Here is a 14,416-nt window from a genome sequence, read left to right as displayed (position 1 = left end):
GTTTGGTTTTCAAAGAACATTTTTGTTTTGCCGCTCGTTTTGGCGACTTTATTAGGATACCACATCGGCACCTATCAAGTCAACAACTTTTTTTAAAAAAGTTTTTTCGGTTACTGACTTAGTCAGCAAGCAAAAGAAGCAGCTCAATTAATATACCACCTTTATTAGAACGTTGCAAGAGTTTTTTCGAAAATAAAAAAGAAATCCTCTGATGCCGAACAAATGCTCAGCAGCAAGAGGATTATCCTACAATAAAATATTGAATGGCAGCGAGCGAAGCAAGCCCTGGCAAACCAAGCAGCCCTGATATGAAAACAGTAGCAGCATTGATCGGCACATGTATGTCATAGGAGGCACCAGCAGTGTTTAAAAAGAATAACAGCAGTGCACCGATCGATAATCGGATGAGCAGCTGACCTGTCCATCTTAAAGGTTTTAACGGTGCTCCGATCAGCAGGAGCAGCAGAATTGCGCTGCCGAGAATGGATATGACCATCACGGGTTCCATAGTTATCATCCCCCAGTTTCTTTTATAGTAAATGTATGGGGGATGTCCCAAAAAAAGAACAGGAAGACTTATTTCAGCCTTCCTGTTGTTACTTTTCTTATTTTAGCCTCTTTTAAGAGGAACAGATACTTGGCCTCAGCCAGCTTAAGTTCATATATGACTTGTTCAGAAGGCTCGACGCTTCTTTCCACCAAATCTTTCTGGTGTGCCCATACTGATTTGACTTGTTGGAGAGTTTCTAGAAGACGTTCATCCCCTGCTTTTCTTAAACGTCCTTTTCGGGAGAAAAACATGCTGTATGTCTCCTTTTTATTTAAATTTCACGTCTGCCTTCCATCGCTTTAGACAGGGTTACTTCGTCGGCATATTCGAGATCTCCGCCTACTGGCAGCCCATGGGCAATCCTAGTGACCTTTATGCCGGTCGGCTTCAGCAGACGGGCGATATACATGGCCGTCGCCTCTCCCTCTATATTCGGGTCGGTAGCGAGAATGATTTCCTGAATCGTGTCATCGGCAAGGCGTTTTAACAGCTCGGCGATCTTAATATCCTCCGGACCGATTCCTTCTATTGGAGATATGGAGCCGTGCAACACGTGATAAAGACCTCTAAAGTCCTTCATTTTCTCCATGGCTATCACATCTTTGGAATCATGGACGACACAGATCGTGGTACGGTCCCTGCTGGAATCGTCGCAGATCATACATGGATCGCGGTCTGTAATATGAAAGCAGTTGGAGCAATAGATCAAATTCCGCTTGGCGTTCACGAGGGCTCGGCCGAAATCGAGCACGTCGTCTTCACGCATCTCTAATACGAAAAATGCCAGACGGACCGCCGTTTTTGGCCCGATCCCTGGCAATTTCATAAAGCTGTCGATCAGCTTTGATATTGGCTCTGGGTAATGCATGTTCCGCCCCCTAGAATAATCCCGGTATGTTTAACCCTTTAGTGAATTTACCCATATCCTGGGACACAAGCTCATCAACTTTTTTCAAGGCATCGTTCGTTGCTGCAAGCACTAGGTCTTGAAGCATTTCGATATCTTCCGGATCAACTACATCCTCTTTAATATTTACTTCGAGTACTTCTTTATGGCCGTTGGCAATAACCGTTACCATCCCGCCCCCTGCAGTTCCTTCAGCTTTCTTATCCTTAAGGTCCTCCTGGGCTTTTGCCATTTCCTTTTGCATCTTCTGCATTTGTTTCATCATATTGTTCATGTTTCCGCCGCCACGCATCATACGTATCGTCCTCCTAAATATTATTCTTTTATTTCAATCAATTCTTCACCAAACAGCTTTTTGGCTTCCGCAATTAAAGGATCCTCGGCTTCAGCCTGGCTGTTGCTGTCCCCTCGCTGCTGCTGCTGGATGAATTCTTTTTTTACAGTATCCCATTCCGGCTGCAGGATGGTTAACATCGTTAGGGACTTCCCTATTGTACTATAAATGACACCCTCCACACAGCTTCGAATATTGTCGGATGACGCCATTTGGCTGTGGATTTCATGCTGGAATGACAGCAGGACATCCTGATCGGAGCAAGCTACCGGCTCAGCGCCGGATAAAAGGGCATAGACGCTCACTTTCTCCGACTTTATCTTTTCCATAATCGTTCCCCAATTGTTTTTCAACTGGATCAGATTTGGTTTTGAAGCTTTTTTCAGCATTTCCTTTACACGGCCTGTATTTGTACCGCTTCCCCTGCCAGCCGTCCGGAACGTTTTCTTTTCTTGGACAGCAGGAGCGGATGAATCCGGCGGAGCCATTGCTACGCCTTTTTCTTTTAGTTCCTTCACCTGCTGCTCGAGTACTTCTATTTTTTTCAGAAGCTCCTGTCCCGCTCCCGCAGATTCTTGGCGTTCTTCCTGACAGATCTTAATCAGGGAAAGCTCAAGAAAGATTTTAGGATGGTTCGTCCACTTCATTTCCTGCTGTGACTGGTTAAGAAGCTCGATCACTTTGTAGATCCAGGTGCGGTCCGTTTCCTGGGACAGCTCCTTAAATTCTTCATCCACTTTGACGCGGTCCAGCACTTCTTCCAATCCTGGTGCCGTCTGATATAAAAGCATGTCGCGGTAATAATAGATCAAGTCCGTAATAAACCGGACCGGGTCTTTTCCTTCTGCCATCAGCCGCCCGGCGACCTGCAAAGCTTTAGCTACATCCTGTTCTTTGAATGCTTTTGCCATTTGTGATAGGAATCCCTGTGAAACGGCTCCGGTTACCGCAAGCACATCTTCCACTCTGACTTCATCTTCACTGTAGGATATCGCCTGATCGAGCAGACTGAGCGCATCCCGCATACCGCCTTCTGCCGCCCGGGCCAGCAGATGCAAAGCATCATCATCTGGGACAATGCGGTTGGAGTCGAGGATCGTTTTCATCCTGTCCACGATCGACTGGCTGGAGATCCGTTTAAAATCGAACCTTTGGCACCGTGAAATGATCGTCAGCGGAATTTTATGAGGCTCTGTTGTTGCGAGAATAAAGATAACATGCGGAGGCGGTTCTTCCAGCGTCTTTAGCAATGCGTTAAATGCCCCGGTGGATAGCATGTGAACCTCGTCAATAATATACACCTTATATCGGACCGCTGACGGTGCGAATTTTACTTTGTCACGGATATCACGGATGTCGTCTACCCCCGTATTGGATGCCGCATCGATCTCCAAAACATCAGAGATGGATCCGTTCGTGATTCCTAGACAGTTATCGCACTCATTGCACGGTTCCGCTGTAGGAGCCTTTTCACAGTTCACAGCTTTAGCAATGATCTTTGCAGCACTCGTTTTTCCCGTTCCCCGCGGGCCTGAGAATAGATAGGCATGGGAAAGCTTGTCTTGCATCAGTGCGTTCTGGATTGTCTTGGTGATATGTTCCTGCCCGACCACATCATGAAAGGACTGCGGCCGCCAGACACGGTAAAGCGCTTGATAGCTCATCCCATGCCCTCCTTCATTCATTCGTCAATTTATTCTACTCCTATTATACTGAAAACAAACAAAAAACTCACCCCATAAGGAGTGAGTTGTTGTATGAATATATAAAATGCCGCGCACCTCTCTTTGGTGTAGCCAACCTATGCGTTACGCAAGCAGTTAGCTCGATCCAGGCTGCCCCACGGCACACGAAGATGACCACTTACTGCTGCTTCCTTCCGGACCTGACAGGGTTCATGGGTCTCCGTTGCGCAGGACCCGAATGTCAACACCACTTACTTGCGTCAGACCATACGCAGGACTAACCGAGGAGAGGAATTCAGCCTCGCTACAGCGGATTGCGAGTACAGGGCACCGCTACCTCCCCGCCTAGCGCGACAAAGTGTATAACGTTTTTAGGCACATAACAAATGTGCAAGATTAAGTATACAACGCCGGCGCTAAAAAATCAACCCGCACCAGATATTCCCATCAAAACCTGTTCTGGCCGTTTTGACTTTTTTTCTTTTCCTTATTGCGTTTTCGCAGTCCCCTGAAAAAAGCAGACAGCATCTCGCTGCACTCCTGCCCGCGCACATCTGAAATCACTTCGCACTGGTGATTGAAGCGCTCCTCCTGCAAAAGGTTCATCAGGGTTCCTGCACAGCCGCCTTTTGGATCTGGTGCACCATAGACAACTCGTTCGACTCTTGAGAGCACGATAGCCCCTGCACACATAGCGCAGGGCTCGAGGGTAACATACAGTGTGCTCCCGGTAAGCCGCCATGCCCCTTTTGTCTTGCATGCTTGATCAATAGCGATCAGTTCAGCATGGGCAACTGCGCGATGCTCAATTTCACGGCGGTTATAAGCGGCAGCGATGACCTCATCTCCCATGACCAGTACTGCGCCTATGGGAACTTCACCGAGTTCCTCTGCTTTTCTAGCCTCATTTATGGCCAGTGACATGTAATGTCCATCTTTTTCGTTTTGAAGCATCGTTTCGACTCCATAATGTTATTTTATGTGATTATACAAAAGGTTTGGCCAATAATAAAGAAAGGAATAGTTATGTGCTAAACAGATTGTAAAGGAGTGGAGTTCACATGTCCCCATCTTATCCACCAGTTGCTCTCCTTATTATCGACGTTATCAATGATTTTGATTTTCCAGAAGGCCACATGCTTATTGACCAGGCCCTGCCTATTGCCCCCAATATCGGTCATCTGAAAAATAAATCAAAAGAGAACGGCATTCCAGTGATCTATGTGAACGATAATTTTGGAAAATGGCAGTCGGACCGAAAAAAACTCGTGAATTACTGTTTGAAAAAAGACGGGAAAGAATTTGTCGGCCAGCTCGTTCCTGAGGATGATGATTTTTTCATTATTAAACCCATGCATTCCGCTTTTTTTTCAACACCATTATCCACGCTTCTGCATGATATGAAGATAACAACCTTAATCCTCGCAGGCTTGGCAGGCAACATCTGTGTCCTCTTCACGGCAAACGATGCATTCATGCGTGATTTTACGCTCTATGTACCGGAAGACTGCTCAGCTTCCAACATTGCTGAGGATAACGAACGCGCCCTCATTTTAATGAAAAACACATTGAGAGCTGATACTTCTGTCAGCCATGAGCTTAACTTAAAAGAAATCATAAAAGAGGCGGAACAGAATAAGAAACGAACCATTCTATAGAAAGAAGAACATTTCAATTTAACAGTATTTTATTCTATTCCCTCTGCCCTTCATATGCTACAATATTTTCTGTCTGTTATTTTTTTGTAATTGAAATTAGGGAGGAAAAGCAGGATGAGTTCTACCCCCTTTATTGCAGTTGAAGGGCCGATTGGTGTTGGAAAAACATCATTAGCAAAAGCCATCTCAGAACATTATAAATTTAAGCTGTTAAAAGAGATTGTTGAAGAAAATCCGTTCTTAGGAAAATTTTACGATAACATCGAGGAATGGAGTTTCCAGACTGAGATGTTCTTCTTATGCAACCGATACAAGCAGCTTGAAGATATACAAACACACTACTTAAATCAAAAAATTCCGGTTGTGGCTGACTATCATATTTTTAAGAACCGTATCTTTGCGGGCCAGACACTCGCCTCCAATCACTATCATAAATACATGCAGATTTTCGATATTCTCACGAAAGACATGCCTGTACCGAACATGATCATCTATTTGAACGCCAGCCTGGATACGCTCCTGGAACGAATAGAGCTTCGGGGCAGAAATATAGAGAAACAGATTGACCCATCATACTTAATGAGGCTCATCAATGATTACGAAATGTTTATGGCGGCTTTTCAAAACGAGCATCCTGAAATCCCTGTTCTCTCCTTTAACGGTGATGAACTGGACTTTGTCTCTCACAGCAGTGATAAAGAAAAGATATTTGCTGCGATTGAAGCCACCTTGCATAAAGGAGAACTGACTCGATGAATTTAGCTGAAAAATACAACATTCCCTCAGATGCAGTCATCACGGTTGCAGGTACGGTCGGAGCCGGTAAATCAACTCTGACTTCCGCTCTCGCTCAAGGCCTGAACTTCAGAACATCCATGGAAAAGGTCGACAACAATCCTTACTTGGATAAATTTTATAAAGATTTTAAGCGCTGGAGCTTCCATCTTCAGATTTTCTTTCTCGCGGAACGCTTCAAAGAGCAGAAGAGAATGTTTGAATATGGAGGGGGCTTTATTCAAGACCGTTCCATCTATGAGGATACAGGCATCTTTGCCAAAATGCATTACGATAAAGGAACGATGTCCGAAGTCGATTATGACACGTATACGAGGCTTTTCGAAGCTATGGTCATGACACCTTATTTTCCTCATCCAGACGTTCTCATTCATCTCGAAGGATCGCTTGAAGATATTTTACAGCGTATTAAACAGCGCGGACGTCAGATGGAGCAGGATACACCCGTTGAATATTGGGAAGAGATGTACGAACGCTACGAGCAATGGATCTCCAATTTCAGCCTCTGCCCGGTTCTTCGCCTGAACATCAATGATTATGATCTGCTTCATGATCCTGAATCCCTTGAAAGAATCGTGGCAAAGATCGGTCAAAAAATTGAAGCCAAGAGAGAAGTAAGGCTATAAAAAAGCGCCTCCCGTTATACAGCGGAAGGCGCTTTTTTATGTTCATATTGCTTTTAGAAATTAAAAAAAAAAACATCTGCACAACCGCAGATGTTGAAATTATGTATGGAGGAGGTAGAGGGATTCGAACCCCCGCGGGCTGTTACACCCCTGTCGGTTTTCAAGACCGATCCCTTCAGCCGGACTTGGGTATACCTCCATGTGTCTTACTGACAAAAATAATAGTACCATATGGTGAGATTTCATGTCAATACTCATTTGTAAAAAAATAAAAAAGGAAGGAACGGATCCTTCCTTTTCCCTTTTTACTTGATTACTTCTTTATTCCCCATGTACGGACGGAGTACTTCAGGGATCACGATAGAACCGTCTTCCTGCTGGTAGTTCTCAAGGATGGCTGCAACCGTACGTCCGATGGCAAGCCCGGAGCCGTTCAATGTGTGAACAAATTCTGGCTTACCTTTCGCTTCACGGCGGAAACGAATTTGTGCTCTTCTCGCCTGGAAGCTTTCAAAGTTAGAACAAGAAGAAATTTCACGGTATGTTCCGTAGCTTGGCAGCCATACTTCAATATCGTACTTCTTCGCCGCTGTAAACCCAAGGTCAGCGGTACACATGCTCAGCACGCGGTATGGAAGCTTTAACAGCTGTAGAATCTTTTCAGCATGGCCCGTTAATTTTTCAAGCTCTTCATAAGAATCTTCAGGCTTAACAAATCGGACAAGTTCAACTTTATTAAACTGATGCTGGCGGATAAGGCCGCGTGTATCGCGTCCTGCAGAACCTGCTTCAGACCGGAAACAAGCACTGTAAGCGACATAACCGATCGGAAGTTCTTCTGCTGTTAAAATCTCATTACGGTGTAGGTTCGTTACCGGTACTTCTGCTGTCGGAACCAAAAAGTAATCTTCTTCACGAATTTTAAAAGCGTCTTCTTCGAACTTTGGAAGCTGTCCTGTACCTGTCATGCTTTCTCTATTCACCATGTAAGGAGGCAGAATCTCAGTATAGCCGTGCTTATCTTCATGGTAATCCATCATAAGGTTGATCAGTGCACGTTCTAGTCGGGCCCCCGCTCCCTTATAAAAAGCGAAACGGCTTCCCGTTACTTTAGCGGCTCTTTCAAAATCGACGATGTCAAGGTCTGTCGCCAAATCCCAGTGAGCTTTAGGTTCGAACGGAAACTCTTTAATATCTCCCCAATGGCGCACAGGCACATTATCATCCTCTGTTTCACCGATCGGAACACTCTCATGAGGAAGGTTCGGCAAGGTGAGCATCAGGTGGTTTAGATCGTCTTCTACCGTGCGCAGCTCGTCATCAATGGCCTTAATCCGGTCGCCCACCTCGCGCATCTCTGCGATCAAGTGATCGGCATCTTTCTTTTCACGTTTAAATTCCGCAACCTGTTTGGATACTTCGTTTCGATTGGACTTTAATGTTTCAGTCTCGCCGATCAATTCACGGCGCTTTTCATCCAACTCAACAAAACGATCCAAGCCGGTTAAGTCTTCTCCCCGTTTGCTTAATTTTTCTTTAACTTCATCAAAATTCGCTCGAACATATTTTAAATCAAGCATGTTCCTTCCTCCTTTATTCAATAACCTTGCCGACAGAACCCATATAGCTGAAGAAACCCATCGCTTTGCCAAGCAGCCGAACAAGAAGCGAAAAGTTCGAGGACCGGAGAACCAAAGCCAACGAAGAAATTTGCAGCTATTGTTCGGCGTAAAAAAACACAAAAAACTCCCGTCCCAAAAAGGGACGAGAGTTAACCCCGCGTTGCCACCCTAGTTGCAGGAAAAAACCTGCCACCTTGTCATTGATAACGGACAATGTATACCGGGAAAGCTTACGTAATTTCGGCCTTCCACTCAAGGATGGATTCACAAATGACTTTGGTCGGTTTTCACCAGCCACCGACTCTCTGGGCAAAGATCATTTTGCTACTGGTTCCTGTCAGCGATTTTAACAAATAATGTTTGTATAGTAATGTACAATATTTCCCGCTTTTATGCAATAACCTTTTTCTTTTCGGCTACCATCTCTACAAAGAACTGGTGAAGGCGGTAATCGTCTGTCAATTCCGGATGGAAGGCAGCACAGAGGAAATGCCCCTGTTTCGCCGCAACGATACGGTCGTTGTGAACAGACAGGACTTCAACTTCTTCTCCAACTTCCACAATGTAAGGTGCTCTGATGAATACGCCATTGACGTCATCACCTACTCCTTTAATTTCCAAGTCGGCTTCAAAGCTGTCCACCTGCCGTCCGAATGCATTTCTTTCTACTGTCATATCAATGAGTTCAAGATGCGCACTTTCTTGCCCCTGAATTCGTTTCGCCATCAGGATCAGACCTGCACACGTACCGAACACCGGCTTCTCTTGTGCGAATTTCTTTAAAGGTTCCATGAATTCATATTTATCGATCAAACGTCTCATGGCCGTGCTTTCTCCACCCGGGATAACGAGGCCGTCTAAGTCGTTTAGCTCTTCAATACGCTTTACGCTTACTGCTTCTGCTCCGCTTTCTTGCAGCGCTCGGATATGTTCTCTTACAGCGCCTTGCAGCGCAAGAACACCAATTTTAGTCATGATGTCGGCTTCCTTTCTTACCAGCCTCGCTCCTGCATACGGTCTCCAGGAAGAAGCGTGGAGATTTCGATTCCTTTCATTGCAGTTCCGAGTCCTTTGGATAGGTTAGCAATCAGCTCGTAGTCTCTGTAATGAGTGGTTGCTTCAACAATCGCACGTGCAAATTTCTCAGGGTTTTCGGACTTGAAGATACCGGACCCAACGAAAACTCCGTCTGCGCCCAATTCCATCATCAGGGCTGCATCCGCAGGAGTAGCCACGCCGCCAGCCGCAAAGTTAACAACAGGAAGTCGCCCCTCTTTTTTGATTTGAAGAAGAATTTCATACGGTGCACCAAGGTTTTTAGCTTCAGTCATGAGTTCATCTTCGCTCATCGCAGATACCTTGCGGATTTGGCCCTGAATCATTCGCATATGGCGGACAGCCTCAACGATGTTGCCTGTTCCAGGCTCACCCTTAGTACGAATCATGGAAGCACCTTCACCGATGCGTCGGGATGCTTCTCCAAGGTCACGGGCACCACACACGAAAGGCACTTTAAAGTCACGTTTGTTTAAGTGGAATACCTCGTCCGCTGGAGTCAGTACTTCACTCTCATCAAGATAATCTACACCCATCGATTCTAGAACGCGTGCTTCTACGATGTGGCCGATTCGAGCTTTCGCCATGACGGGGATACTGACTGCATTCAGTACTTCCTCTACGATTGTAGGATCCGCCATGCGCGCTACACCACCCGCTGCACGAATATCTGCTGGAACTCGCTCTAACGCCATAACTGCTACTGCGCCTGATGCCTCGGCAATTTTTGCTTGCTCTGCGTTGATAACGTCCATGATGACGCCGCCCTTTTGCATTTCAGCCATTCCGCGTTTTACACGATCTGTACCTGTCTTTAACATGCTACATATCCCCCTGTTTATTTATTTACTCAAGTTTGAGTTTTTTTAATAATTAAATTCTCATTCATTTTAACGTAAAACCAATAAATTCGCTAGGGTTTAAAAAAATACTCTTCAAAAGCGATGCTTTTGAAGAGTATTCTACAGCGTTAAAACCAGCCCTTCACAGTTTCAACTGCCGAATCCCAGACACCGCCAAAGAAATGGCCAGTACCTCTCATGGCAAGAACAAACCAATTGGCCTTTTCTACTGCCTTAGTCGTTACCACATTAGCTTGTCCTTTACCAGATCCATCATTCAGCAGATAACCGTGATCCTGATCTTTACCAGTATATTTCAGTTGTATATGGCCGATTGTTTCTCCTTTTTTTAGAGGAGCCTTCAATTTGCCGTCTTTATCCAAGTGCTTTTTGTCGATGACCAGCACCGGTTTGTAATTTTCCTTTTCGCCTCGTTTAACAAGCATTGAAACCGGTTCTTTAGTTGCAATGGCCACTTCCTTTTCTTTACCTTGAATGACCGGAAGTGTTTTTTGCTTTTTCAGCTGATAGCCTTTAGGAAGAAGCGTTTCTTTTGTATAATTGGAAAAACCGTAATCAAGCAATTGTTTCGTCTCACCGAATCGGCCTTCATAGCTGTTCGACTTCATGAGAACAGAGATCAATCTTGTTCCATCTTTTTTCGCTGTAGCAGCAAAAGAATAGCCTGCATTATCGGTAGTACCCGTCTTAAGCCCATCGACTCCCTTATACCCATAAACGAGGGATGGAAGCATCCAGTTCCAGTTCTTCATCATGATCTTATCGTCAGTATTGGGACGGAACCATTTGGATGGAATACTTGCAGTTTTCAAAACTTCAGGATAGTCACTGATCAATTTGAAAGCAAGAATCCCTACGGATTTTGCGGACATCTTATTCTCGTCCGTCTTGCCTCCAACAGAATCATACCCTTGAAGGTCATTGTTGTTCAAACCTGTACTGTTAACAAAACGAGCATCCGTAATGCCCATCTCTTTAGCTTTTGCGTTCATCATTCCTACAAACTTAGCCTCTGAACCAGCCACAAGCTCCGCCAATGTAATAGAAGCTCCATTTGCAGAATAGATGGCCATTGCTTCATAAAGTTCTTTTACTGAATATTTATAATCCGATCGTAATGGTACATTAGAAAGATCTCTGTTTTGGGAAATTTTATGTGCATATTCACTTATACCTGTTTTTTGATCCCATTGAATTTTGCCTTTTTTAATCGCTTCATTGACCAGGTATTCAGTCATCATCTTAGACATACTGGCTGGTGGCAATACTTGCTCGGCTTTCTTTTCGTATAAAATCTTACCTGTATCTCCATCTACTAAAATCGCGGTCTCCGACTTATTCTTTAAATCAGGAGCAGCGCTTGCTTTTTCTGAATATCCAAACATACTGGCTGATAGCATAGAAACCATGACAGCTGAAAAAGTAAATTCTTTAATTTTGTTGCCGAACAAAACTGACACCTCCATACAATTTACACACAAACGTAATTGTACCATAGCAATATGCAAAAAAATAGACAGAGGAATGACCTCTGTCCACTTTTTTAATAAAATCGAACTTTAGACTGAATAATTTGGTGCTTCTTTGGTAATTTGTACTTGATGCGGATGGCTTTCTCTTAGCCCGGCACCAGTAATTTTCACGAACTTAGAATGATTCTGAAGATCGTCTAAGGTTGGTGTACCGCAGTATCCCATACCAGAACGGATCCCGCCGATCAGCTGGAACAGCGTATCCGCCAACGGCCCTTTGTAAGGGACTCGTCCTTCAATACCTTCTGGGACAAGTTTTTGATTATTTTCCTGGAAATATCGGTCGCGGCTTCCTTGCTCCATCGCTCCAATAGATCCCATTCCGCGGTAAACTTTAAATTGGCGGCCCTGATAAATTTCCCGCTCTCCGGGGCTCTCCGTTACTCCCGCAAGCAAGCTTCCAAGCATAACCGCATTTCCTCCAGTAGCAAGAGCCTTTACAATGTCTCCAGAATATTTAATTCCGCCGTCAGCAATGATCGGGATGCCATGCTTGCGGGCTTCTGTTGCGCAGTCATAGATAGCCGTAATCTGGGGCACACCTACACCGGCGACAACGCGGGTCGTACAGATCGATCCTGGCCCGATACCGACTTTAACTACACTTGCTCCAGCTTCGATCAAGTCTCTTGTCGCCTCTGCTGTCGCAACGTTACCAGCAATAATGGTCAGGTCAGGATATTTAGCGCGGACTTCTTTAACTTTAGTCAGTACACCTTCAGAATGGCCATGTGCGGTATCGATAACAATAGCGTCTACTCCCGCTTCAACGAGTTTGTCAATGCGCAGCATTGCGTCTTTTGTTACCCCAACTGCAGCACCAGCAAGCAAGCGCCCTTGGCTGTCTTTTGCAGAATTCGGGAACTCGATGACCTTTTCAATATCTTTAATCGTGATCAGCCCTTGAAGTGTACCTTCACTATCAACCAATGGCAGCTTTTCAATCTTATGCTTTTGAAGTAAAAGCTCTGCTTCTTTTAGGGTTGTACCTACTGGGGCTGTTACAAGGTTTTCTTTCGTCATAACATCGGAAATCTGAATGGAGTAATCTTCAATAAAACGAAGGTCACGGTTGGTGAGAATGCCTACAAGCTTCTTATGGTCATCAACAATGGGAACACCGCTGATTCTGTATTTACCCATAAGATGTTCGGCATCAAACACTTGGTGGTCAGGTGTCAGGTAGAATGGATCAGTAATAACACCGCTCTCAGAACGCTTTACTCTGTCCACTTGTTCTGCCTGCTGTTCGATCGACATATTTTTATGGATGATTCCTAATCCGCCCTGGCGAGCCATGGCGATTGCTAATTCTGCTTCCGTTACCGTATCCATCCCAGCACTGATTATCGGAATGTTTAACTGTACAGTATCCGAAAGACGAGTCTTCAATGAAACATCTTTTGGCAAAACAGATGATTTTGCCGGTACTAACAGCACATCATCAAACGTTAATCCTTCTTTTTCAAACTTGCTCTCCCACATGCATACTCCACCCTTCTCTTCAATTAAGTTCCTGAAAAATATTATTTGTAGATTAACAACTGGATAAACTACTGTCAAGGAAGGAACAATAAGTCTAACTTTTCAAAAAATACCATGGGGGTCAGCGCCTTATGTCAGACGAATATACCTGGTCATTATATTACAGTTTTTTCTCCTCCAGCAGGGCGCAAAAATTCCTTTATGATCGCTACGGAAACGCTGAATTTGAGCAAGCAGAAAGCAAAAGCTATCAGAACTGCTACCCTTTTATTTACTTCTTGGAGCATGGCAAAAAATACTATGACCTGGCAGGCAAAGCACCAGCAGAACTTCAGCCCGTTCTGTTGTTCTATGGCATGATTCAGTTGCTCAAGGCCTGTATCCTGACCGTAGACCCTGATTATCCGGAAAACAGTTCAGTACTGGCGCACGGTGTTACCACGAGGAAGCGTAAAAAGAAATATTATGAGTTTCTGCAGGATGAAGTGAGAATCCAGAGAAGCGGGCTTTTTAATCATTTCTCCTCCAAATTGTTTCATGTGAAACATGCAGAAGGCGAAAAACTGAAGATGAACGATATTATGGTGCTTATTCCTGAATTAAAGGACCTTTTTTTACACGTCCAAAATGAAGATATAAATGTGCAGGTTCTGCGAAACGAGCAAGAGCTTACCATTCCCATTGAAGTTCTTGATGGTCTTCATATGAACACGGAAAGATTCATTTCCTTCCTCAATGAAAACCCGGAAATCTGCTTTCAGCTCTTGAAAGAAACAAAGGAGCATATCATCGTCCATTCATCCAAGGAACTTCATCCGCTTCAATGTGAACCGTTCAGCTACCACCATAACGGGTCCTATTACCTCTACAGCAGCCGAAGAGAGATAAAAGAGCTGAATGAATGCATGATTCATTACGCTGTTCTATATAACCTGAGTATGCTATGCCGATATGAAACCGAGTGGTGGAGTGATATCTTTCATTCTTATACGACCAATGACCTTCCCTTTATAAAGGAGTTTTTATCCATAACACGTACTAAAATTCCATTTTTGCTTGGACAGTTCCTGCAGCTGAAAGGATGAGCAGGAGATTATTATACTCACCTGACTCATTGTTGGAGAGCGCGAGTGAGGCGGTCTTCTGTGGTTGGAGTGGATCGTTCCCTTTAGCTTGAATGGATCGCGTAACCTGCAGGGTTGGACGGTTTACATGCGGGTTTCGCCCGTTTACATGCCACTTTGAAGAGTTTACATGCGGGAATGGACACTTTACGTGCGACTTTGCTGCGTTTACGTGCCAA

The 14,416-nt window shown here is 44.6% G+C and carries 16 protein-coding genes, 1 tRNA gene, 1 other RNA gene and 1 other annotated feature; of the genes, 4 read left to right on the top strand and 14 right to left on the bottom strand.

What is annotated here, in order from left to right:
• Positions 1–241 precede the first annotated feature (241 nt).
• From QYF49_RS25575 to tadA, 7 genes are all read right to left on the bottom strand, one after another.
• Positions 242–508, bottom strand: coding sequence for a pro-sigmaK processing inhibitor BofA family protein (locus QYF49_RS25575; RefSeq protein ID WP_290402378.1), 267 nt, complete (start codon positions 506–508; stop codon positions 242–244).
• Positions 509–576: 68 nt separating this feature from the next.
• The gene (locus tag QYF49_RS25570) at positions 577–801 is read right to left on the bottom strand and encodes a YaaL family protein (RefSeq protein ID WP_290402377.1); all 225 of its coding nucleotides are present in this window, start codon (positions 799–801) and stop codon (positions 577–579) included.
• 20 nt (positions 802–821) lie between these two features.
• Complete coding sequence (gene recR / locus QYF49_RS25565; RefSeq protein WP_290402376.1) at positions 822–1,418, bottom strand: recombination mediator RecR; 597 nt, start codon at positions 1,416–1,418, stop codon at positions 822–824.
• 10 nt (positions 1,419–1,428) lie between these two features.
• Positions 1,429–1,752 carry a YbaB/EbfC family nucleoid-associated protein gene (locus tag QYF49_RS25560; RefSeq protein WP_290402375.1) on the bottom strand — a complete coding sequence of 108 codons (324 nt, stop codon included), beginning with the start codon at positions 1,750–1,752 and terminating at the stop codon, positions 1,429–1,431.
• A gap of 20 nt (positions 1,753–1,772) precedes the next feature.
• Entirely contained in the window at positions 1,773–3,455 is a 1,683-nt protein-coding gene (gene dnaX, locus QYF49_RS25555; RefSeq protein WP_290402374.1) for a DNA polymerase III subunit gamma/tau, read from the bottom strand.
• 109 nt (positions 3,456–3,564) lie between these two features.
• Positions 3,565–3,830, bottom strand: an RNA gene (gene ffs, locus QYF49_RS25550) — signal recognition particle sRNA large type.
• Between the two features lie 93 nt (positions 3,831–3,923).
• Positions 3,924–4,430, bottom strand: a complete 507-nt coding sequence (gene tadA / locus QYF49_RS25545) for a tRNA adenosine(34) deaminase TadA (protein ID WP_290402373.1) — start codon at positions 4,428–4,430, stop codon at positions 3,924–3,926.
• Between the two features lie 107 nt (positions 4,431–4,537).
• Between tadA and QYF49_RS25540 the strand changes: the two genes are divergently transcribed.
• The 3 genes from QYF49_RS25540 to QYF49_RS25530 all read left to right on the top strand — a co-directional run bounded on the left by QYF49_RS25540 (position 4,538) and on the right by QYF49_RS25530 (position 6,555).
• Positions 4,538–5,134 carry a cysteine hydrolase family protein gene (locus QYF49_RS25540; protein WP_290402372.1) on the top strand — a complete coding sequence of 199 codons (597 nt, stop codon included), beginning with the start codon at positions 4,538–4,540 and terminating at the stop codon, positions 5,132–5,134.
• A gap of 114 nt (positions 5,135–5,248) precedes the next feature.
• A complete protein-coding gene (locus QYF49_RS25535; RefSeq protein WP_290402371.1) occupies positions 5,249–5,890 on the top strand; it encodes a deoxynucleoside kinase in 642 nt (213 codons plus the stop codon).
• Complete coding sequence (locus QYF49_RS25530; protein WP_290402370.1) at positions 5,887–6,555, top strand: deoxynucleoside kinase; 669 nt, start codon at positions 5,887–5,889, stop codon at positions 6,553–6,555. Before QYF49_RS25535 ends, QYF49_RS25530 begins: the two co-directional genes overlap by 4 nt.
• A gap of 106 nt (positions 6,556–6,661) precedes the next feature.
• On the opposite strand, the gene QYF49_RS25525 is transcribed toward QYF49_RS25530, so the two are convergent.
• From QYF49_RS25525 to guaB, 6 genes are all read right to left on the bottom strand, one after another.
• Positions 6,662–6,754: transfer RNA gene (locus tag QYF49_RS25525), tRNA-Ser, on the bottom strand.
• 106 nt (positions 6,755–6,860) lie between these two features.
• Positions 6,861–8,135, bottom strand: coding sequence for a serine--tRNA ligase (gene serS / locus QYF49_RS25520; RefSeq protein WP_290402369.1), 1,275 nt, complete (start codon positions 8,133–8,135; stop codon positions 6,861–6,863).
• A gap of 177 nt (positions 8,136–8,312) precedes the next feature.
• Positions 8,313–8,527, bottom strand: a binding site (T-box leader).
• 40 nt (positions 8,528–8,567) lie between these two features.
• On the bottom strand, positions 8,568–9,152 hold the full coding sequence (gene pdxT, locus QYF49_RS25515; RefSeq protein ID WP_290402368.1) for a pyridoxal 5'-phosphate synthase glutaminase subunit PdxT: 585 nt from the start codon (positions 9,150–9,152) through the stop codon (positions 8,568–8,570).
• Between the two features lie 17 nt (positions 9,153–9,169).
• Positions 9,170–10,054: a pyridoxal 5'-phosphate synthase lyase subunit PdxS gene (gene pdxS / locus QYF49_RS25510; RefSeq protein ID WP_290402367.1), complete on the bottom strand. Its 885-nt coding sequence runs from the start codon at positions 10,052–10,054 to the stop codon at positions 9,170–9,172.
• A gap of 149 nt (positions 10,055–10,203) precedes the next feature.
• Positions 10,204–11,505 carry a serine hydrolase gene (locus tag QYF49_RS25505; RefSeq protein ID WP_425589642.1) on the bottom strand — a complete coding sequence of 434 codons (1,302 nt, stop codon included), beginning with the start codon at positions 11,503–11,505 and terminating at the stop codon, positions 10,204–10,206.
• Positions 11,506–11,655: 150 nt separating this feature from the next.
• Positions 11,656–13,113 carry an IMP dehydrogenase gene (guaB, locus tag QYF49_RS25500; protein WP_290402366.1) on the bottom strand — a complete coding sequence of 486 codons (1,458 nt, stop codon included), beginning with the start codon at positions 13,111–13,113 and terminating at the stop codon, positions 11,656–11,658.
• A gap of 131 nt (positions 13,114–13,244) precedes the next feature.
• On the opposite strand from guaB, the gene QYF49_RS25495 reads away from it, so the two are divergent.
• Entirely contained in the window at positions 13,245–14,198 is a 954-nt protein-coding gene (locus QYF49_RS25495) for a YaaC family protein (protein WP_290402365.1), read from the top strand.
• Here the strand turns inward: QYF49_RS25495 and QYF49_RS25490 are convergent.
• Positions 14,152–14,416, bottom strand: a 265-nt coding sequence (locus QYF49_RS25490) for a hypothetical protein (protein WP_290402364.1), incomplete at its 5' end; no start/stop codon positions are given. The two genes, QYF49_RS25495 and QYF49_RS25490, sit on opposite strands and share 47 nt — an antisense overlap.

The organism is Fictibacillus terranigra (assembly GCF_030412265.1).
Lineage (GTDB): Bacteria > Bacillota > Bacilli > Bacillales > Fictibacillaceae > Fictibacillus_C > Fictibacillus_C terrinigri.
Note: the sequence above shows the minus strand (reverse complement) of the source record. Positions and strands in the feature narration are given on the sequence as shown.

Coding starts and splice junctions, on each gene's coding strand:
- QYF49_RS25495 (WP_290402365.1), top strand. CDS start 13,245: ATGTCAGACGAATATACCTGGTCATTATATTACAGTTTTTTCTCCTCC.
- tadA (WP_290402373.1), bottom strand. CDS start 4,430: ATGCTTCAAAACGAAAAAGATGGACATTACATGTCACTGGCCATAAAT.
- guaB (WP_290402366.1), bottom strand. CDS start 13,113: ATGTGGGAGAGCAAGTTTGAAAAAGAAGGATTAACGTTTGATGATGTG.
- QYF49_RS25575 (WP_290402378.1), bottom strand. CDS start 508: ATGGAACCCGTGATGGTCATATCCATTCTCGGCAGCGCAATTCTGCTG.
- QYF49_RS25560 (WP_290402375.1), bottom strand. CDS start 1,752: ATGATGCGTGGCGGCGGAAACATGAACAATATGATGAAACAAATGCAG.
- QYF49_RS25570 (WP_290402377.1), bottom strand. CDS start 801: ATGTTTTTCTCCCGAAAAGGACGTTTAAGAAAAGCAGGGGATGAACGT.
- recR (WP_290402376.1), bottom strand. CDS start 1,418: ATGCATTACCCAGAGCCAATATCAAAGCTGATCGACAGCTTTATGAAA.
- dnaX (WP_290402374.1), bottom strand. CDS start 3,455: ATGAGCTATCAAGCGCTTTACCGTGTCTGGCGGCCGCAGTCCTTTCAT.
- serS (WP_290402369.1), bottom strand. CDS start 8,135: ATGCTTGATTTAAAATATGTTCGAGCGAATTTTGATGAAGTTAAAGAA.
- QYF49_RS25505 (WP_425589642.1), bottom strand. CDS start 11,505: ATGGTTTCTATGCTATCAGCCAGTATGTTTGGATATTCAGAAAAAGCA.
- QYF49_RS25540 (WP_290402372.1), top strand. CDS start 4,538: ATGTCCCCATCTTATCCACCAGTTGCTCTCCTTATTATCGACGTTATC.
- pdxS (WP_290402367.1), bottom strand. CDS start 10,054: ATGTTAAAGACAGGTACAGATCGTGTAAAACGCGGAATGGCTGAAATG.
- QYF49_RS25530 (WP_290402370.1), top strand. CDS start 5,887: ATGAATTTAGCTGAAAAATACAACATTCCCTCAGATGCAGTCATCACG.
- pdxT (WP_290402368.1), bottom strand. CDS start 9,152: ATGACTAAAATTGGTGTTCTTGCGCTGCAAGGCGCTGTAAGAGAACAT.
- QYF49_RS25535 (WP_290402371.1), top strand. CDS start 5,249: ATGAGTTCTACCCCCTTTATTGCAGTTGAAGGGCCGATTGGTGTTGGA.